The sequence below is a fragment of the Gracilibacillus halophilus YIM-C55.5 genome (assembly GCF_000359605.1).
Lineage (GTDB): Bacteria > Bacillota > Bacilli > Bacillales > Amphibacillaceae > Gracilibacillus > Gracilibacillus halophilus.
In genome coordinates this window covers 1-19,602 of the sequence record NZ_APML01000057.1, presented here as the reverse complement: position 1 = coordinate 19,602, position 19,602 = coordinate 1, and the positions used below count along the sequence as shown (strand labels likewise).

The window sequence follows — 19,602 nt, the reverse complement described above, 5'->3', positions numbered from 1 at the left end:
AAACGCAAATTACTGGGAAAACTTAATATGGTAGCCGTTAGATTTCCCGGTAAAACGCCAATTACCGGGAAATCCGATAAGATGTTCTCAAGATTTCCGAGTAAAGCACGTGTTCCTCTTGTTTTTCATGCAAAAACATCATCATTTGACCGGCTGTTTGACGCGAAAATTCATTTATGATGTAAACAGCTACCACTGCACACGCTATTTGACTCATAACCCCATTTTCGATGCAAACAACGATTTCAACTGCTGCTGTTTGACGCAAAAAATTTCATGTCGATTGCGCAAAATGACAGCCCTTCGCAATTGAATCAAGTCTGCTTACAAAAGGGGCCGAAAGAGAGCTGTTAATTTGCTCAACAGTTTCATGAAAAGTGGTTGCTGCTTCAACCATTGATTTGTTAATCGTTTACTGTTGGCCATGTCATGTTTTATTACACGTTCAATGTCTGCAAACAAGGGATGACTTCTTTTCACGATAAGGTTAATTTCTTGATTTAATAACAAGCTTCGTTGGTCAAAATTTGCTGTGCCAATATCGCAAAATTTATCATCAATCATACATACTTTTCCGTGAAAGAAGCCTTTCAAATATAAATACACGTCAGCACCGACGTCTAGCATTTGTTGTAAAAAGGGAAACGCTCCTGCTTTGGTTAACAAGTGATCCCCTTTTTCAGGAATGATGACTGTAACAGCAACGCCTCGATGAATGGCACTGAATAACGCCTGTAACACACGCTTTGTCGGTATAAAATAAGGAGAGCCAATCACGATACTGTCGTTCGCTTGTTGCAATAAAATAAGAAATGCCTCTTCTAATTGATGACCATCCGTTGACAATACAATGAGGGGATCTTCTTGATATAGACAAGTTTGAAGCTGTTGATGAATGTCAGTTGCGTGTTGTTGTTCGTTTGCTTCTTTCCAGTCTCGGTAAAAACTATGCTGTAAATGTTGCGTAAGTGGCCCACGAATTCTGAGGTGATAATCACGCCAAGTCCCTAGCTTGTTGTCTTTATCGATATATTCATCACCTACATTAAAACCGCCGAGATAACTAATATCGTCATCAATAATGGTTAGTTTTCGATGATTTCTTTGCTGGAGTGAAAATAGCCACGGGAAAGACGGTTGATTGGTTTTCTTTAACGTAAATCGATCGTTCACCCACTTTTTTGAAAAGCTGAAACTACCGGCCCAATCCACTAACATACGAATGGTTATGCCTTCTTTATGCTTCTCGTCCAGCACTTGATATAATTGTTGGCTAATCTTATCGTTGCGGATCGTGTAGAATTGCATATCGATCGTTTGATTCGCTTTTCTAAGATCCCGTTTCATTTGTCGAAATAAGGGTTCTCCTGATGCATATAATGTCACGTCGCTATGGTCGCTTGTGGCTATAAAACTACGATCACGCTTCCGATATAATAACATCCCTAGACGAAAATCGATATAAATGAAAATAATCAAAAAAACAATCATACCAACAACCAGCACAGGAACCCCTCCGTTTATGTCCATCATCGTCTGATGTATTGTCTCTCATTTCACAAAAATTATCCGCAAGACTCCATCCATTTGTCGTGCGTTTTTTTCCGGAATCGGTTACCATAGAAGAAGGAGTATAATAAATAAAGAGGTGGATACAGTGCAAAAGTTAGTATTTTTTGTAGGGGTTGCTGGAACGGGAAAGACAACGGTTGCAGAAAAAGTGGCTGATCGCATGCCGTGTGCGTTTTTAGATCGAGATACGGTGGGTGGTCGGTTTGTTGAACGATTTCTAGAGATGAATGATTTAGATCCGAATGACCGTGACTCAACATTTTATAAAGAAAATTTGCGTGATTTAGAATATGATACAACGAAAGATATTTGTATCGAGAATCTACGCGCTGGCCAAAATGTATTTATGATTTCACCGTTTACGAAGGAATTGAAAAATCAACAATGGATCGAAGACGTATTATCAGCAAGTGGTAAAACGAAAGACGAGGTAGATGTGAAAGTCGTCGTTGTCACGCTTGAAGATATTAACACACAAAGACAGCGTATTGAAGAACGAGGTACTGAGCGTGATACATGGAAATTGGATAACTGGGATTCCTATGAAACGCGTGTCGATTTTGTCCCGACAATCAATTGGGATATTCCAAAGAATCATGTACATATTTTTGATAACTCTGGTGAATTAACTGAGCAAAAAATCGATCAATTACAATCATTTCTTACATAAGGGTATGCTAGTTTCTAGAAACAAACTCGTTTTCTAGAAACTAGCTGATCTATTTTAGTAGGGGGTCATACAAACAGTTCGTCTATTAGCAACCTTTTGTCACAACATCTTGTAAATTCTCGGATACGAATTGTTTTTCTTGTTCAATAATTTTATCGACTTTTCGTTTAGAACCTTCTGCCCATTCCACGTTTAGATAGGCATCTACGACTTTCTTCGCGACTTGATCACCGACAATTTGTGCACCCATAGTTAAGATTTGCGCATTGTTACTAAGTTGAGCGCGTTCAGCAGAATACACATCGTGAGCTAATGCCGCCCGGACGCCAGGGTATTTATTGGCAGCGATGGATACGCCAATGCCTGTTCCACAAATAAGAATGCCGCGGTCTGCTTTTTCTTCACTAATCGCTTGTGCCACTTCATAAGCTACATCTGGATAGTCAACGGCATCTTCTGAATGGCATCCATAATCATCAATGTCGAATCCCTGATTTTCTAAATGTTCTTTAATAATGCCTTTTAATTTGAAAGCGTTATTATCTCCGCCTAAAGCGATCTTCATGGCTGTTCATCCTTTCTTAAGAAATGTAAGCTATCAATTCCCTACTTCATATCTTATTATACTTTTCGTTTGTTTTCAATATTTATTTTTGTTTATTTTCATATTAGATGTTATTTTTTTATGTTAAACAAAATATAAAAACAACAAAAAAAGCTGCAATCGCAAGTTTTGAAACGTTATCTCTCAAATACACGTTCTAAATGTAATTTTTCCTTTTTAATCGTTTTATATATTTTCGAAACAAAATAAAAAGAAATAAATTGACAATCATAAAAAGAAGATATAAACTATGAATTGAAATCAAGAATAAATAATCCAAAAACCAACAATAGATAGGAGCGTTTGCGAATGAGCGAAGAAATCAAAAAGCCGGTCGTTGCGATTACAATTGGTGATCCAGCAGGTATCGGCCCTGAAATTACAGCAGATACAGTTATGGAAGAGAAAGTTTATCAAGAATGTAAACCTTTTCTGATCGGATCGGTTGATATTGTCAAACGAGCATTGAACGTGAGAAACGGTGAAGGATTTCATGTAAATAAAATTGATAAACCGGCAGAAGCTAAATTCGAATACGGAACGATAGATGTACTCGAACCGAAAGAATATGATACAGCAAGCATTGAATACGGAAAAGTACAAAAACTAGCTGGAGAAATGTCTTATGATTATGTCGTCAAATCGATTGAGTTAGGCATGAATCAAGAAATTGATATCGTATCAACAGCGCCGATTCATAAGGAAGCGATCAAATTAGCAGGGTGTCAACATGAAGGGCATACAGAAGTGTATGGTGACTTAACCAATGCAGACTATGCACTAACGATGTTTAATTGCCATAACTTAAAAGTGTTTTTCGTTAGTCGCCATAAAGCGTTAGTGGAAGCTTGCAATTATGCAACGAAAGACCGTGTACTCGAAAAACTAAAACAAATTGATACAGAACTCAAAGGCATTGGCTATGAGAATCCTGAGATTGCACTAGCAGCTTTAAACCCTCATGCCTCAGACAACGGATTATTCGGTACAGAAGAAGGAGAACACTTAAATCCAGCCGTTGAAGAAGCGAAAGAAGAAGGACTTAATGTCGTTGGTCCCGTTCCAGCAGATTCTGTATTCCATATCGGATTGCAAGGGAAATATGATGCGATTTTATCCTTATATCACGACCAAGGTCATATTGCTTGCAAAACCTATGACTTCGAAAAGTCGATCACAATTACGTGGGGCTTACCATTTATGAGAAGCTCAGTTGATCACGGAACAGCTTTTGATATCGCAGGAAAAGGTGTGGCCGGATCAGTTAGTATGATCGAAGCAACTCTAGTACCCGTTGAATATTGGAAGATGGGTCAACGAGCAAAAGCAGAACAAGCTTAAGTCTTAGATCAATACAGGAGAGGGGGAAGACCTTTCCTGTTTTCCTATTTTCTCGATGTCAGGCGAAATGGAGGAACTCACAATGGAGAAATTTGGTATTGTGGCAGATGACTTAACAGGAGCTACAACGGTTGGGGTGCTACTCGCGCGATCAGGCGTCCCTACAGCTGCCTACTTTAATGAAAACGAATTAGAAGAAGCCGATAACCAAAATGCGTTAGTGCTAAGCACAGATAGTCGCGCAGTCTCAAAAGAAGAAGCGACCACAAAAGTGACATCAGCGGTAAAAGAGTTAAAAAAGATGGGTGCCACGACATTTTCCAAACGAATTGATACGACATTACGAGGGAATATCGGAACAGAAGTGGAAGCGATGTTAGATGAATTAGATGATGAAACTATCGCTGTTATGGTACCTTCGATGCCACAATCCAAACGTATTTTAGTAGGTGGTTATTCGATTATTGATAGTATGCCGTTATCCTTAACCCCTGTAGCCAATGATGTGAGAACCCCTGTAAACGAATCGCATTGTCCGACCTTAATGGATCAGCAGACAAGTTGTGCAATTGGTTCGATTTCACTCAATACATTGCTTTCTGGTCAAGAGACAGTACAAAAAGCGTTACAGCAGGAAAAACAAAAAGGTGCGAAAATCATTATTGTCGATGCGGTCACCATTGAGGATGTCGATACAATTGCTGAAGCTGTGTATCAGTTGCAATGGAAAGTGTTAGCGATTGATCCGGGTCCTTTTACAGCGAAACTCGCGAAATACCGAGGATTTGCAACAGAAGATGAGCCAGATAAACATCAACAAAAAGATTTAGCATCATTCACGGGTACAGTGCTAGCGATTGCGGGCAGTGCATCATCTGTCACAAAAGAACAAATCAGTACATTGGCAGAAAAAGATGGGGCGATACAAATTCCAGTATCTGCTTCTGTTCTTATTGAACGAACACAAGCGCATCAAGATGAAGTGAAACGAGTGACAAACGAAGTCATCACGCGTTTAGACAAGCATCAACCACATACAATGATATTAGAAACATCCATTACAGGACCGCGTATCGATTTAGCTGCTGAAGAAGAACGCTTAGGCTTACAACCAGGCGAAGCGGCTGATCGTATAAATGAAGGATTAGGCGAGATTGTTAATCAAGTGTTATCCCAAACTGATCAAGTGCGTGGTCTTTATTTGACGGGTGGGGATACAATGGTACACACGATGAAAACATTGAATGCAAAAGGGATTCAATTAATGGATTATGTGATTCCACAAGCCGATTTAGGAACAATTCTCGGTGGTGCGTTCGATGGACTTGTCGTCGTTGGAAAAGGTGGTTTAACAGGATCGACGAATACAGCGATTCAAATTGTCGAAAGAATTTTTAATGAAGCAGAGAATCTCTCAAATTCATCATAAATGCTTGAGCGTTGGCGGTAACATAGCCAGCGCTTTATTTGTTTTTTGAATGGCACCATTTGAAACCTTCGTTGATGGGTGATATTCGGATAGTATACCAAATCGAGGAATGTTACATTCTTTGAGCTGGTTTTGTAACAAAATGAACAAAAGATAAAAAAATTCAATAGAAAGGTAAGAAAAAGGAGTGAGCCTATCATATAAGCTCACTCCAAAAAATGTACACATTATATTGCTTTTGGTTTTAATTCGACTTCGATGTTTCCTCTTGTGGCTTTGGAGTATGGGCAGAAGTCGTGCGCATCATTTGCTAACTCTTCTGCTTCTTGTTGTGATACGCCTTTTATCTCAATGTGTAAGACGACACCGAGTTTGAAGCCATTGTCGCTCTCATCTTTGATTAAGCTCACTTCAGCTGTCGTTGTTGATTCGATGTCTTTCTTTTTCTTGGATGCCATTAAGTTTAGTGCGCCATCATAACAAGCTGAATAGCCTGCAGCAAACAGTTGCTCAGGATTCGAGCCCGTTTCTTTACTAGCACCATCGACTAAGTTTACATCCACTAAACCGTCATCTGACTTCACATGTCCTTCACGTCCACCTTGTGCTGTTGCTTTCGATGTAAATACAATATTACTCATCATGTAACACTCCTTTTTTATAATTTTTACCTATCGAGTATGTCATCGATGGTTTTTATGATGATCCAATACCCGCTGTTTTCACAACGGGTATTGGCTTATCATTTGGCAGTATTGTAGGTATTAATGGTTTGTTTGTATTGATGATACGGCTTATGGCAAGTACGACGTTGCCATAAAGATAATGAAAGTTACATTGTTTCTCGTTTTGACGTAAGTGATTTAATCAATGTGTGATCCGCCGTTAATATCTAGCTCTTCACCAGTGATATAACCCGCTGGTTCAGATACTAAGAAGGTAATCGAGTGAGCTACATCTTTCACCTCACCAACTCGGCCTAATGGAATTCCTGCAATAATTTGCTTTTTCTTCTCATCGGTTAATTGATCGCCTGTAATTTCAGTGCCGCCGATGAGTCCAGGTGCTACCGTATTGCAAGTAATACCATATGGACCGAACTCTCTAGCAACCGCTTTGGAGAACCCAGTGACGCCAGCTTTGGCAGCGGAATAGTGCGAGCCACCGAAGATACCTCCGCCACGTTTTCCAGAAACAGAACTCAAGTTTAGAATTCGGCCGTAATTTTTTTCTTTCATATAAGGAAGTACAGCCTGTGTTAAGAAAAAGACGCCCTTCATATTCACGTTAAACACAAGATCCCATTCTTTTTCGGTAATATCTAGTATAGAAGAAGGGCGCGAGATGCCAGCATTGTTTACGAGAATATCAACTTTGCCAAATTGATTGACAGTTTCTTTTACGCAATTTGCGGCTTGCTCTTGGTTAGATACGTCCACTTTCATGGATATTGCATGGCCGCCAAGATTTTTCATCTCTTTTACAGCGTCATCGAGATGGGTGTCATCGATGTCTGTTAACACAACGGTAGCACCTCCTTTGCTTAATTGTCGAGCGGTTTCGCGACCGATTCCATTCTCAGAACCGGCTCCTGTAATAATAGCTACTTGGTCTTTGAAGTTCATTTGTATTCTCCTATTCTCTCATGATTGTAGTTGACTTTAAGTTCGATTGATTATACAAGTTCTTTGGCTTTACGAACGATATTGTCGACAGTGATTCCGTTCAGTTCTAACAATTTCTCATAAGGAGCTGATTCACCAAATTGATCTTGCACACCGATTTTGCGAACACGTGCATTTCCTTCTTCTGCGACAACATTTGATACAGCGCTACCAAGACCATTTATAATATTATGATCTTCAACCGTGACAATGTTGCCGATGTCCATGCATTCTTGGACCGCTTCACGATCAATTGGTTTAATAGTGTGCATATCCAATAATTGAACGGAAATGCCTTGATCAGTCAATTGTTTAGTAGCTTCGAGTGCTATTGAAACGGTATCGCCATTCGCAATGATCGCTACATCGTTACCCGATTGGATTTTGTTTGCTTTACCAATCGTGAATTCTTCGTTCTCATCATAAATCATCGGTACTTTTTCACGAGTGAAACGTAAATAAACCGGTCCATAAATTTCAGAAGCTTCTTTGACTAATTTTCTTGTCGAATGATAGTCAGCTGGCATAATGACCGTCATGTTTGGCATTGATGAGTAGATGCCCATATCCTCAATCGCTTGGTGACTGCCACCATCATTGGCTGGTGTTAAACCACCGTGTGAGCAAGCAATTTTTACGTTTAAAAATGGATAGCACGTTTCTTGTCTGACTTGTTCAGCCATACGCATAGAACCGAATACCGCATACGTACTAAGAAAAGGAATTTTTCCTGCTGTAGCCATTCCTGCTGCGACGCCAGCGCCACCTTGTTCAGCGATGCCAACGTTTAAATGCTGATCAGGAAGTTCTTTTGCGAATTTGTCGGTTTTGCAAGACTTACTGATATCCATATCAACGACCACAATATCTTGATTGTTTTTACCGAGTTCCGTAATTTCATCACCGAACGCCTGACGGGTAGGTTTACTGTCTGTAGCTGGATACGTAATCATGATTCTAAACCTCCTTCAAGTTCTGCTAAGGCTGCTTGATACTCTTCATCATTCGGCGCCTTGCCGTGCCATGCAACGACATCTTCCATAAAGGAAACGCCTTTGCCTTTGACGGTGTCACAAACAATGCACTTCGGTACGCCGTTTTTCTCTTGCGTGAATTCGTCTAAGGTGCGAATGATTTCTTCGATAGAGTGACCGTTAATACGTTTCGTTTGAAAACCAAATGATTCGAATTTCTTCTCGATGTCTTGGTTTGGCATAATCTCTTCAGTTGGACCATCAATTTGCAAACGATTATCGTCAACAAAAGCAATCAGATTGTCTAATTTTTGTTTCACAGCGGTTTGCGCAGCTTCCCAAATTTGTCCTTCTTGTATTTCGCCGTCACCGAGTAGGGCGAAGGAGCGGTAATCTTTGTTATCCATTTTACCGGCAATTGCCATACCGACGGCGCATGAAAAACCTTGTCCTAAGGAACCTGTTGAAATATCAATGCCTGGACATTTTTTAGAATCGGGATGTCCTTGAAACGGTGACTTATACTCCCGTAGCCTATGAATCTCTTCAAAAGGAACATAGCCTAAATGTGCTAACGCCGAATATTGAATCGGTGCCACGTGTCCTTTTGATAAGACGAAACGATCGCGATCCTCCCAATCTGGATTTGCTGGATCAATGTTCATTTCTTTGAAGTAAAGTGACGTAATAATGTCAGCTGCGGACAATGAACCACCAGGGTGTCCAGATTGTGCTTTATAGACCATTGTGACAGCTGTTTTTCTCAACTCAGCGGCTTGTTGTTTTAATTCTTCAATGGTTGGATGACTCAATGGATTCACCTCTCTAATGAAATAGTTTTTCATACATGACCAGCGGAGAAACGTTTGAACATTTGAATTTGTTTTTATCAGTAAAATGAGTAAAAACAACTGGTAAAACGTTTTACCGAATATGTTTTTAGTGTAATATGAAAACGCATTTATGTCAATGATGAAAAATAAAAAAATACGAAAAATAATAATGAAATAAAATGAAAATAGAAAGAAAGGGTGGTATATCAGCGTTTTAGCGGAATGACAGAATATTTATTAATATGAAATCGTTGACATGAGTCGATTGACTTAGGTAATATTTTGATATAGTCATTAAGTATTATGATTGATGAGGTGAAATGAAAACAATAATAAATCGGAGGTAACAAAATGAAAATACTCAAAAAAATTAAAAACCTGAGAGCTTGGTTATCTTTTCGTCATTTGAAGGTAGGGAAGAAATACGGACTTATTTTACTTATCGTTTTATCGCTATTCCTCATTTCAACCATTGTTGTATCCCTATTTCTTCAAGATATTAATAACGAAATTGAAACATTGGAAAGAAGGGGAGACCGAGCGGTAGATGTCACAAAAATGGGCTCTTCCATTAAGTCGAAAAGCATCATTGTTCATCAATTAATGAATGATGAAAATAGTAGTTCTGATGAAATAACGCAACAATACAACGAACAAGATCAAGCATTTCAGGAATTAGCTGATGCGATCAAACCGAGAATGAATACTGAAGAAGAAAATCGTTTATTCAGTGAAATCAATCGTCTCAATGACAAAGTCAATCAAAATTTTGACGAAGCGATCCAGTTTATTGAAAGTGGCGATCGTGCAGCAGCCGAAATTGTAGCGATGCGCACAACACAAATTCAAAATTCGGCTTCAAGGTATGTCCAACAATTAGAGGATATTGTAAACAATCAACGTGGAGTTGCTGTAGATAATGCAACGCAAAGCCAAACTACCGCATTTATTGTATTAATTGTTGCAATTGCAGTTTCGATCGTGATTAGTGTGCTATTGATCATGCTCGTCAGTCGAGTCGTGACAAAAAATCTAAATCGAGTCGTAGAAATGAGTAACGACGTGGCAGCTGGTGATTTACGCGAGCAGCACATTGATTACCAAGGAAAAGATGAAATTGGTCAATTAGCAAATGCCATGAATACGATGAGAAATAGCCTGAAATCGATGATGGAACAAATTACGTCCGTTTCTAAAACTGTCAATGATCAAAGTGATAAGTTATATCATGCATCCAGTGAGGCGACTGAAGGAATGCAACAAATATCGACTACAATGGAAGAATTGGCTACAGGTGCTGAGAAACAAGCTAATCATTCGGGAACGGTGGCGCAAAAAGCCAACGAATTTGTAGACAAAGTGTCCGAAGCTAGTAACGAAGGAGAAAATCTTCAGAAAGCATCTCAAGATGTGATCGAAGTCACCAATGATGGTAAAGGTATGATGAATACGTCTATTAGTAAGATGCGTGATGTTGATGGAAAAGTAAAAGATGCCGTAAGCAAAATGGAAGGTTTAAACGAACAAACCGATCAAATTACGAAACTAATCAATGTGATTAAAGACATTGCCGATCAAACCAATTTATTAGCATTAAACGCAACGATCGAATCAGCACGCGCAGGGGAAAGCGGAAAAGGTTTTGCCGTTGTTGCGGAAGAGGTGCGCAAATTGTCAGAACAAGTGACAAATTCGATTCAGGACATTACAACAAATGTTGGCTATATTCAAAATGAATCGGCAGTGGTGATGAAAACATTGAAAGATAGCAATGAAGTCGTTGATGAAGGATCGCAATATATTGAAAAAACAGGCGAAATATTTACTGACATCAATTCGAATGTGAATCAAATGGTAGATAAAATTGAAAAAATCTCGTCGCGTTTATCTGAAATTTCTTCCGGCTCACAAGATATTAATCAATCGATAGAAGAAGTCGCGTCTATTTCAGAAGAATCAGCAGCGGGAGTTGAAGAAACGACAGCGTCAGCCCAGCAAGCTAGAAGCTCGGTTGAAGAAATATCTAGTGATTCTGAAACGTTAGCCAAACTTTCAGAAGAACTGAATCAATTATTGCGTAAGTTCAAAATCTAATTGTGTAAAAAGTGTCTTCATCAAGAACGATGAAGGCACTTTTTCTCGTTTACATATGGGTTTTTAGTCATCATAGAGTTAATGAAGGTAGATATTTTGGCTTTTGCATCGATTTTTTGTCGTCATAAGCTGTATGAAGGCAGAAAATAGCATAATAATTCAGAAAAACTGTCATCATAGGCGTTCTGAAGGTAGAAAACAGCATGGTAATTCAAAAAAAGTGTCGTCATCGCACTGATGAAGGCAGAAAATCAGCATCAATCTCCAAAAAAGTGTCTTCATAACTACCAAAGCAACGAACCAATAAAAAAGAAAGTATATTCGCTTAAAATATACTTTCTTTAATCCCCATCTCCATTCGAACCGTATTATTTTTTGCCTTGAAAGAAATTGACGACTTCCATGACGGCGTCTTCTGCGTCATTTCCGACAGCGCGAACGGTCACCTCAATTCCATTTTTTAGTTGTAGCGTAGCTAGACCTAAAACACTTTTAGGATTAATTTCTTGTACATGATTTTCTGATTTGTTTAGGATGAATACCTCAGATTCATACTTTTGCAATAGATAACTTAATTCGACAATCGTTTGCGACTCAGAAATGTTAATCGTTGTGTTTTTGCTGAATTCTGACATGATGACCACTCCTTTAAATAATGAAATAAGTGGAAAAACGTTTTACTCAAACTTGTGTATATCAACCGTTTTTCCATAAAAATAACACATAAAAAATAATAGTGCCTATAACGTGTTAATGACATTATACGAAAATAAACAAGAGAAATCAAAAATAAAGTATGCGTTTTCAAAATAAAAAATTGATATACTAGTCATCATCATGTCGCAAGGCGTTAACAACCACAAGATTTTCTTTGGATTAAATGAGTAGGCACTTCGACTTTATTATGATAATCTTTATTGCTAATTTTATTGAGTAATAGATCGAAAGCTGTCTGTCCCATCGTTTCAGGTGATAACCCAATCGTTGTGATAGGCGGATCAATAATCGATGCTGACGGGAAATCGCCGAACCCAATTAATGCTACGTCATCCGGAATCGATATCTCCATTTCTTTCAATCCAGAAATGACCCCAACGGACATGGAATCGTTCAAAATAAATAATCCTGTTATATCTGGTTGATCATGCAATAAACGCCGAACCGCTTTTTCTCCACCTTTTGTTGTCGCCTCGCCATTGACAATTTGCTCCTCTTCTAATTGAATCCCTCGTTGTTGTAAAGCATGTCGAAATCCTTTAATCCGATCCACAGTTGGTGAAATATCTTGAACGGCATAAATGATGCCCACTCTCTGATGTCCGTGCATCAGTAAATGATTTCCGGCATCGAACCCCGCTTGGAAGTCGTCTTGTTTAATAATCGGGCTATTCGTAAATGCGTCGTGATAGCGACTAATTAAAACAATGGGTAGACTCTCAATGATATCTGTTACATCATAAGGGGAAGGTTGAGAATATTTAGCGGCTGGAGCTAAAATCACGCCGTCCACCATTTGTGAACTGAACAATTTCAGTGTCTCTTCTTCATAATCGGTATCCTCATTTGAGTTGACAAATAATAAATTGTATCCCATTTCGCGTGCCCGTAAGGCAATGCTGTTCGTATATTTTGTTACAAATGAATCGGGAAAACTGGGGACAATTAAACCAGCTGTCTTTGTTGAATTATTTCGTAAATTTTTAGCTGAATAGTTAGGGATGTAATTATATTTGTTCACGACATCCATCACACGATTGTATGTATGGTCCGTCATCCGTTTCGTGCCATTGATAATATGAGAAACCGTTGTGACTGATACACCAGCTTCTTTAGCGATTTCTTTCATTGTAATTTTCATAACTCCCACCTCTCCATTCACTCTCCACGATCATTTTATATGAAGAAAGCCCCTTTTCACAACCAAAAAAGAATGGTTAACATATCAAAATAAAAGAAAATAAAAATAGAATTTTAAACAAATGAATTAAATTCTATTTTTAAAATGAAAAATGATGGATGAAAGCAATCGTGGAATAAATTGCGTCGAATACGGAAATTGTAGTATAGAAAGCTGTAGAACCTGTAATATGATTCAGTGAAACAAATATTTTTAAAAAAATAAACGAAAATAAAAAAAAGTAATTGACAAATGAATGCGCATGCATTAATATCGTAATTGAAAGTTGGTTGAACGATTTACTAAACGTTCTATCATTATTATGGCCATAATGATATATCGCAAATTTCGGTAACCAGCTTTCGAACAAATGACGTGAATCAGCGTAATGTTTGTTCATTTGAATGAAAAAAGGATGATTGGTTAACGTGAGTAATCAAAAAGTTTTACTCGGAACAAACTGGAAAATGACCAAGACATTATCTGAAGGGAGGCAATACGTCAAACAACTAAGAGAAATTGAGCAGCAGTTATCAGATCAGATTGAATTGTTTATCATCCCTTCATTTCCACATCTTTATCCATTAAAGGAAGATGTGCAAGGAACTAGCATCAACATAGGCGCTCAAAACATGCATTGGGAAGAAAAAGGTGCCTATACTGGAGAAGTTTCTCCGGTTATGCTGAAGGAACTTGGTTTAGATCTTGTGGAAATCGGTCATTCAGAAAGAAGACAGTATTACAATGAGAACGATGTGGATGTCAACAAGAAAGTGGTAGCCGCACTTCGACACGATTTGAAAGCGCTTGTCTGCATTGGTGAAAATGCGACGGATAAAACAATGAATGTCGGGAAAGAAAAGGTAAGACAACAATTGAAAATCGCGCTTCAACATGTCCCGGCAGAAGATGTCGACAACGTGATCGTTGCTTATGAGCCTGTATGGGCCATCGGCGAAAACGGCTTACCAGCAGATGCTGATTATGTAGCCGAACAACATGATGAAATCCGCAAATTACTCGTTGAACTTTATGGAAACAAAGGGGTAGAAACACCGATTTTGTATGGTGGCAGTGTAAATAAGAGAAATTTTGAATCCTATTTAAATTGTCAAAATGTAAGCGGTCTATTTATTGGACGTGCTGCTTGGGATATCGATTCTTTCAGAGATATCTTATTTACAGTCAATGAACATCATCTATAAGAGAGACAGGAGGAAAAGGTAATGAAAAAGATTATTACAATTGCACTATTAGGTTTATTAATGACAGTACTCGTAGCTTGTGGAGGCGGAGAATCCAGTAATGGGGATGGCTCCGGTGACGACTCAGATAACAGTGGTAATAATGGTGAAGGAAATGGTGAACAGGCTTCAGAAGAAATTAGCATTGACTTCGGACATGGATCTGCTGAAACGAACGTCAGACACGAAGCAGCTGTGAAATTTAAAGAATTAGTTGAGGAAGAATCAGACGGATCGATTACCGTTAACATCTATCCGAATGAAACACTTGGTAGTGAACCGGAAATGATTGAAAACGTTTCGTTAAACACGTTAGATATGGCGTTAGCTGGTGCAGGTATTTTTACACAATATGATGACAAAATTGGTGCGATGAACTTACCGTACTTATTTGATAGCTATGAGCATGCATGGAACGTATTAGACGGTGAAGTAGGAAACATGATTTCAGAACCACTATTGGATGATAACATTCGTCTACTAAGCTTTTTCGAAAATGGTATGAGACACGTAACAAATAGTAGTCAACCAATTGAAGAACCGAGTGATCTTGAAGGACTTACAATCCGTACACCAGAATCAGATGTGTCACTAAATACATTAGAGGCAATGGGTGCAAGCTCAACACCAATGGCTTTCGGTGAATTGTATTTAGCATTGCAGCAAGGAACAGTTGATGGCCAAGAGAACCCGTTAGCTAATATTCATGCAAGTAATTTCTTTGAGGTACAAGATTATGTATCTATGACAGGGCATCAATATGGAACATTGCCATTAGCGGTAAGTGATGAGTTCTGGCAATCATTATCAAGTGAGCAACAAACCATTCTTCAGGATGCAGCTGATGAAGCAGGACAATTCCACCGTGAAGCAATTCGTGACGGTGAAGAAGAATTGCTAGAAGAGCTAAAAGCTGAAGGAATGGAAGTCAATACACCAGATAAAGCACCATTCAGAGAAGCAACACAAGATGTTGTAGACAACTATGCTGAAGTGACAAGCCAAGAATTTATGGACAAGTTCTTAGAAGAGGTTGAAGCAGCACGCGAATAAGTACAATTAGAATGATGTAGCACTGAGAACTTCAAACAACCTCATAGGAAGAACGTAGCTTCCTATGAGGTTGTAATTAACTAAATCGACGGAAAGTAAGGGAATGTGTATGAGGATAATAAGGCATTTAAATCGACATATAGAAGAGTATATTTTGGTCGTCATGATGATTGTCTTAGTCACAATCTTGTTTGCCCAAGTCGTCATGCGTAATATGATGACGTTCACCTTTACTTGGACAGAAGAGTTAGCAAGGTATTTGTTTATTTGGACAACTTTTATCGGTGTCAGTTATGCCGTGAAGAAAAATAAGCATATAAAAATCGATTCACTGGCACTATTATTTAAGAAAAATGGAAATTTTGTCATGCGAACGATTTCGAATCTGTTATTTTTAGCTTTTGCCATTTTAGTCGTTTATTATGGCTTAAACACTGTGTTTGGTATTACACGTACAACGCCAGGTCTAGGGATTTCCTATGGTTGGGTGTACGCTTCGACATTAGTTGGGTTTTTCTTAACCGTGATTCGATTAATTCAAGATCAATGGCACATTACCTCACGGTGGAAAAACAATAAGGATGTGGATGTATGATTTCGCTCATTTTATTTGGATCATTACTATTGTTATTAATATTAGCTGTACCCGTTGGAATCGCTCTAGGTATTGCGTCGTTTATTACGATATTATTTATTCCACCGATTCCGGTTGAAAGTTTATTTCGAGATATCGTAACGTCGCTCGATAACTTTCCATTATTAGCTGTTCCGCTTTTTATCTTAGCTGGTGAGTTAATGAGTGGGGGCGGAATCTCAGAACGTTTAATGAATTTTGGTAAAGTAATTGTTGGAAAAATCACAGGCGGTCTCGCCATTGTTGCTGTGTTAACATCCATGTTTTTTGCAGCTATTTCGGGATCTGGACCGGCAACTGTAGCTGCTGTTGGAGGAATGTTAATACCTGCAATGATTAAAGAAGGATATGACAAGAAATTTGCAACATCAGTCATTGTTTCTGCAGGTTCACTAGGTATTATTATTCCTCCAAGCATACCGTTAATCATGTATGGTGTTTCATCGCAAACGTCCGTCGGGAACTTGTTTTTAGGAGGTATATTACCTGGTATCCTCATCGGTTTAGTGATGGTGATGTGGTGTTACATTTATTCAAAAATGCAAGGTTATATTAGTGAAACCGAGCCATTTACTTTTAAACTGTTTTTCAAAGAGTTAAATAATGCGAAATGGGCATTACTCACGCCTGTAATTATTTTAGGTGGTATTTACAGTGGTCAGTTTACACCGACCGAAGCGGCTGTTGTGTCTGTGGTTTACGCATTTGTGATTAGTGTATTTGTTTATAAGGAAATATCATTAAAGAATATCCCGCAAATTATTACGAAATCGTCATTAACAAGTGCAGCTGTTGTCATTATCATTTCGGCAGCAACAGCGTTCGGGCAAATCTTAACATTAGAAAGAATTCCGAATAAAATTGCGACAGGTCTAACGTCGATTTCAGAAAACACGGTTGTGATTCTACTATTGATTACATTGATGTTATTAATTGTAGGGATGTTTATGGATACGGCGGCAGCAGTTATCATTCTTACACCAATTTTATTCCCTGTAGCGATGCAGATTGGATTAGATCCTGTTCACTTCGGTGTCATGATGATTGCGAACTTGTCGATTGGATTCATTACACCACCACTCGGTGTTAACTTGTTTGTTGGTTCGGGAATATCGGGTGTTCCGATTCCGACACTTGCCAAAAATGTAACGCCGTTCTTAATCGGCATGTTACTCACGCTACTTGTGATTATCCTAGTTCCATTCTTGTCACTCGTATTAGTTTAACTGAACATGTAGCTATATTTACTGCCATAGATATATAGAAATGGTCTAGTCACATGGTTTGTGTGACTGGGCTATTTTTTTATTTATCCTTGAAATAGGCTAGGGCATAACTGAATGAATTTCATAATTCTTAGCCCTTGCAGGGCAAAGGTTTTAAAACGTAAAAAAGGAAGCACCTCCCCAAGTCTTGTATAATGGTAGTTGACCAAAACGTCCCAAAAAGACTGGAGGAATACTTCCTATGACCATTATACGACAAACTAGTTTATTTGGCATCCAAGAATTATATGAAATGGAACCTACCCATTGTTATGATGCGATTATTTCAGAAATAGAATTAGATACGATTTATCATGAGATAAGCAAAAAATCACGTTTTGGTGCGCCAGAGAGCTAAATTATCCTACGATGATTATTTCGGTATTTATTCGATACGTTGAACGTATTCCAACGATCAAAGATTTGGTGAAACGGTTAGATGATGATATTTCTTTCAAGCTGAATTGCGGATTTCTTGTTTCTGATGTACGCCTTCGGAAGCATCGCTACAAAAACATGGTAAGGAGACATGTCCAATGCAGGGCAAGAAATAGGAAATTCTTTAGAATCTAGTTACTTGAAAGTTTACTTTTCACCATAAAAAGCTCGAACTTATCTAACTGAAATTAGATAAGTTCGAGCTCAAAGTTGATTTGAAAACATTCATATGTGATGACTGTTGATTTACGTAATTCCTATGCCTATTTTACATGGTTTTCAACCCAATTCGTCATTGAATCAAAGATAATCCAGACAGAAGTAGCTCCGGCATCTTGGTAACCAATCGCCCGTTCGCCTAACGTTTTTGCTCTACCGAATTTCGCCACATATTCTTTTGATTTTTCTACACCTTCGTTGGCAGCATTTGTCGCTTGTTTTAACGCCGTTAATAAATCTTGTTCCACATGTGTATTCTGTAAAGCTTCTACAGCCGGTTGCAAGGCATCGATCATCGTTTTATCACCGATTTCTGCCTTTCCTCTAGTCTTAATAGCGCTCAATGAATGAGTAAATAAAGTAGTAAGGGTTTCAACAGTTAACATTTCTTTCTTTTCTAATTTTTTAACACCACCAACAAACATGGTCCCAAAAATAACGCCTGAAGCTCCACCCATTGAATTAATCATTGCCATGCCAATCGTTTTAAATACATCATTAATGGTATGGCAGTCCTTACCTTCAAGATTTTCTTTAGCTTGCTTAAACCCCACTGACATACCAATACCATGATCACCATCGCCAATAGCGCTATCAATTTCTGTTAACAATGGTTTGTTCTCTAATATTTTGTCACTAACATATTTAAACATTTCTTTTGTCTGTGAAACGTTTAATTCCATAATAAGATTTCCTTTCAACTCATGAGATAGATTGCTTTGATTCATAAATGATACCTCCGATTTTTAAGTACTATAAATTATTTCTTTATATAATAAGGAGAATATGCTGGTGAATTATAATATTTTTTTAATTCATCATCTAATTTCATAATAGTAATTGAGAATCCTCCCATTTCTTGCGTTGTACAGTAGTTGTTTACGTCTGTATCAAATACATGAACACCTTTATTTTCTAGAATTTCTGTCACTCGTCTATTCACAATAAACAACTCTAGTAAAGTAGTAGAGCCTAGTCCATTAATTAAAACACAGACTTCATCATTATTAGTAAGCTCAATATCATTTAATAAATATTCCATCATTTCATCGCTTAATTCATCAGCGGACATTAATTTTGTACGTTTAACACCTTGTTCTCCATGAATCCCCATTCCAAATTCAATTTCATCGTCACCAATCGTAAAAGTGGGTTGATTTTCTCCGGGTATTGATCCTGGAGAAAGTGCTACTCCAATTGAATGAGTATTATCATTAGCTTTTTTTGCTACCCGTGAAACTTCATCAAGTGTTAAACCTGCATCAGCTGCTGCACCTGCGATTTTAAAAACAAAAATATCACCAGCTATTCCTCGCCGTTCACTTTTTTTATTATGTGGGGCTGAAGCAATGTCATCAGTTACTAAAACAGTATCGGTATCAATATCTTCCATTTCTGCAAGTTCTGCAGCCATATCAAAGTTTAAAACATCACCTGAATAATTTCCGTATAGGTAGAGTACGCCTTTTCCTGAGTCAATTGCTTTGGTAACATCCAGTATGGTGTCTGGAGTAGGAGCTGCGAAAACGTTTCCAATTGCAACACCATCAGCTAAACCATCACCTACAAAGCCAAAAAATAATGGTTCATGACCGCTTCCGCCACCAATTAGTATAGCTACTTTATCTTTTTTTTCAGTTAAGACAATTCCGTTTTCGTTTGGAGATTTTT

19 protein-coding genes and 1 pseudogene are annotated in these 19,602 nt (G+C 38.2%); 10 read left to right on the top strand and 10 right to left on the bottom strand.

The features are described 5' to 3' along the window. The coding region (locus tag J416_RS16055) for a hypothetical protein (protein ID WP_205619701.1) at positions 1 to 180 on the top strand (180 nt) is incomplete at its 5' end. 144 nt (positions 181 to 324) lie between these two features. Here J416_RS16055 and cls read toward each other — a convergent pair. Next, positions 325 to 1,506 carry a cardiolipin synthase gene (gene cls, locus J416_RS11785; protein WP_003472296.1) on the bottom strand — a complete coding sequence of 394 codons (1,182 nt, stop codon included), beginning with the start codon at positions 1,504 to 1,506 and terminating at the stop codon, positions 325 to 327. 151 nt (positions 1,507 to 1,657) lie between these two features. On the opposite strand from cls, the gene J416_RS11780 reads away from it, so the two are divergent. Beyond that, positions 1,658 to 2,242 carry a P-loop nucleotide/nucleoside kinase family protein gene (locus tag J416_RS11780; protein WP_003472294.1) on the top strand — a complete coding sequence of 195 codons (585 nt, stop codon included), beginning with the start codon at positions 1,658 to 1,660 and terminating at the stop codon, positions 2,240 to 2,242. Positions 2,243 to 2,327: 85 nt separating this feature from the next. Here J416_RS11780 and rpiB read toward each other — a convergent pair whose 3' ends face one another. Further along, positions 2,328 to 2,807: a ribose 5-phosphate isomerase B gene (gene rpiB / locus J416_RS11775; protein WP_003472291.1), complete on the bottom strand. Its 480-nt coding sequence runs from the start codon at positions 2,805 to 2,807 to the stop codon at positions 2,328 to 2,330. 348 nt (positions 2,808 to 3,155) lie between these two features. On the opposite strand from rpiB, the gene pdxA reads away from it, so the two are divergent. Together pdxA and J416_RS11765 are read left to right on the top strand one after the other, a co-directional pair. After that, positions 3,156 to 4,187 carry a 4-hydroxythreonine-4-phosphate dehydrogenase PdxA gene (pdxA, locus tag J416_RS11770; RefSeq protein ID WP_003472288.1) on the top strand — a complete coding sequence of 344 codons (1,032 nt, stop codon included), beginning with the start codon at positions 3,156 to 3,158 and terminating at the stop codon, positions 4,185 to 4,187. Between the two features lie 82 nt (positions 4,188 to 4,269). After that, the gene (locus J416_RS11765) at positions 4,270 to 5,616 is read left to right on the top strand and encodes a four-carbon acid sugar kinase family protein (protein WP_003472286.1); all 1,347 of its coding nucleotides are present in this window, start codon (positions 4,270 to 4,272) and stop codon (positions 5,614 to 5,616) included. 227 nt (positions 5,617 to 5,843) lie between these two features. Here the strand turns inward: J416_RS11765 and J416_RS11755 are convergent, their stop codons facing one another. The 4 genes from J416_RS11755 to J416_RS11740 form a co-directional block, all read right to left on the bottom strand. Then, positions 5,844 to 6,257 (bottom strand): organic hydroperoxide resistance protein, encoded by a 414-nt coding sequence (locus J416_RS11755; protein ID WP_003472285.1) that lies wholly within the window; start codon positions 6,255 to 6,257, stop codon positions 5,844 to 5,846. A gap of 222 nt (positions 6,258 to 6,479) precedes the next feature. Beyond that, on the bottom strand, positions 6,480 to 7,241 hold the full coding sequence (locus tag J416_RS11750) for an SDR family NAD(P)-dependent oxidoreductase (RefSeq protein WP_003472283.1): 762 nt from the start codon (positions 7,239 to 7,241) through the stop codon (positions 6,480 to 6,482). Positions 7,242 to 7,291: 50 nt separating this feature from the next. Further along, entirely contained in the window at positions 7,292 to 8,233 is a 942-nt protein-coding gene (locus tag J416_RS11745; RefSeq protein WP_003472282.1) for a transketolase family protein, read from the bottom strand. After that, entirely contained in the window at positions 8,230 to 9,099 is an 870-nt protein-coding gene (locus J416_RS11740; protein ID WP_052000968.1) for a transketolase, read from the bottom strand. The genes J416_RS11745 and J416_RS11740 overlap by 4 nt, the downstream gene beginning before the upstream one ends. Positions 9,100 to 9,438: 339 nt before the next feature. Between J416_RS11740 and J416_RS11735 the strand changes: the two genes are divergently transcribed. Beyond that, entirely contained in the window at positions 9,439 to 11,181 is a 1,743-nt protein-coding gene (locus J416_RS11735; protein ID WP_003472278.1) for a methyl-accepting chemotaxis protein, read from the top strand. Between the two features lie 368 nt (positions 11,182 to 11,549). On the opposite strand, the gene J416_RS11730 is transcribed toward J416_RS11735, so the two are convergent. Continuing rightward, entirely contained in the window at positions 11,550 to 11,816 is a 267-nt protein-coding gene (locus J416_RS11730; protein WP_003472277.1) for an HPr family phosphocarrier protein, read from the bottom strand. A 215-nt stretch (positions 11,817 to 12,031) separates the two neighbouring features. Continuing rightward, positions 12,032 to 13,039, bottom strand: a complete 1,008-nt coding sequence (locus J416_RS11725) for a LacI family DNA-binding transcriptional regulator (RefSeq protein WP_003472276.1) — start codon at positions 13,037 to 13,039, stop codon at positions 12,032 to 12,034. Positions 13,040 to 13,506: 467 nt separating this feature from the next. Here J416_RS11725 and J416_RS11720 point away from each other — a divergent pair, with 467 nt between their 5' ends. The 5 genes and pseudogenes from J416_RS11720 to J416_RS11700 all read left to right on the top strand — a co-directional run. Next, complete coding sequence (locus tag J416_RS11720; protein WP_003472275.1) at positions 13,507 to 14,283, top strand: triose-phosphate isomerase; 777 nt, start codon at positions 13,507 to 13,509, stop codon at positions 14,281 to 14,283. Between the two features lie 21 nt (positions 14,284 to 14,304). After that, the gene (locus tag J416_RS11715) at positions 14,305 to 15,375 is read left to right on the top strand and encodes a TRAP transporter substrate-binding protein (protein WP_003472274.1); all 1,071 of its coding nucleotides are present in this window, start codon (positions 14,305 to 14,307) and stop codon (positions 15,373 to 15,375) included. Between the two features lie 163 nt (positions 15,376 to 15,538). Further along, positions 15,539 to 15,970, top strand: a complete 432-nt coding sequence (locus J416_RS11710; RefSeq protein ID WP_240407281.1) for a TRAP transporter small permease — start codon at positions 15,539 to 15,541, stop codon at positions 15,968 to 15,970. Further along, positions 15,967 to 17,235 (top strand): TRAP transporter large permease, encoded by a 1,269-nt coding sequence (locus tag J416_RS11705; protein WP_003472271.1) that lies wholly within the window; start codon positions 15,967 to 15,969, stop codon positions 17,233 to 17,235. Before J416_RS11710 ends, J416_RS11705 begins: the two co-directional genes overlap by 4 nt. Positions 17,236 to 17,476: 241 nt before the next feature. Continuing rightward, a pseudogene (locus tag J416_RS11700) lies at positions 17,477 to 17,789 on the top strand (transposase); the annotation flags it as partial. Between the two features lie 186 nt (positions 17,790 to 17,975). Here the strand turns inward: J416_RS11700 and dhaL are convergent. Together dhaL and J416_RS11690 are read right to left on the bottom strand one after the other, a co-directional pair. After that, entirely contained in the window at positions 17,976 to 18,659 is a 684-nt protein-coding gene (gene dhaL / locus J416_RS11695; RefSeq protein ID WP_003472266.1) for a dihydroxyacetone kinase subunit DhaL, read from the bottom strand. 32 nt (positions 18,660 to 18,691) lie between these two features. Continuing rightward, positions 18,692 to 19,602 (bottom strand): dihydroxyacetone kinase subunit DhaK (locus tag J416_RS11690; protein WP_003472263.1); only part of this gene is annotated, 911 nt, incomplete at its 5' end.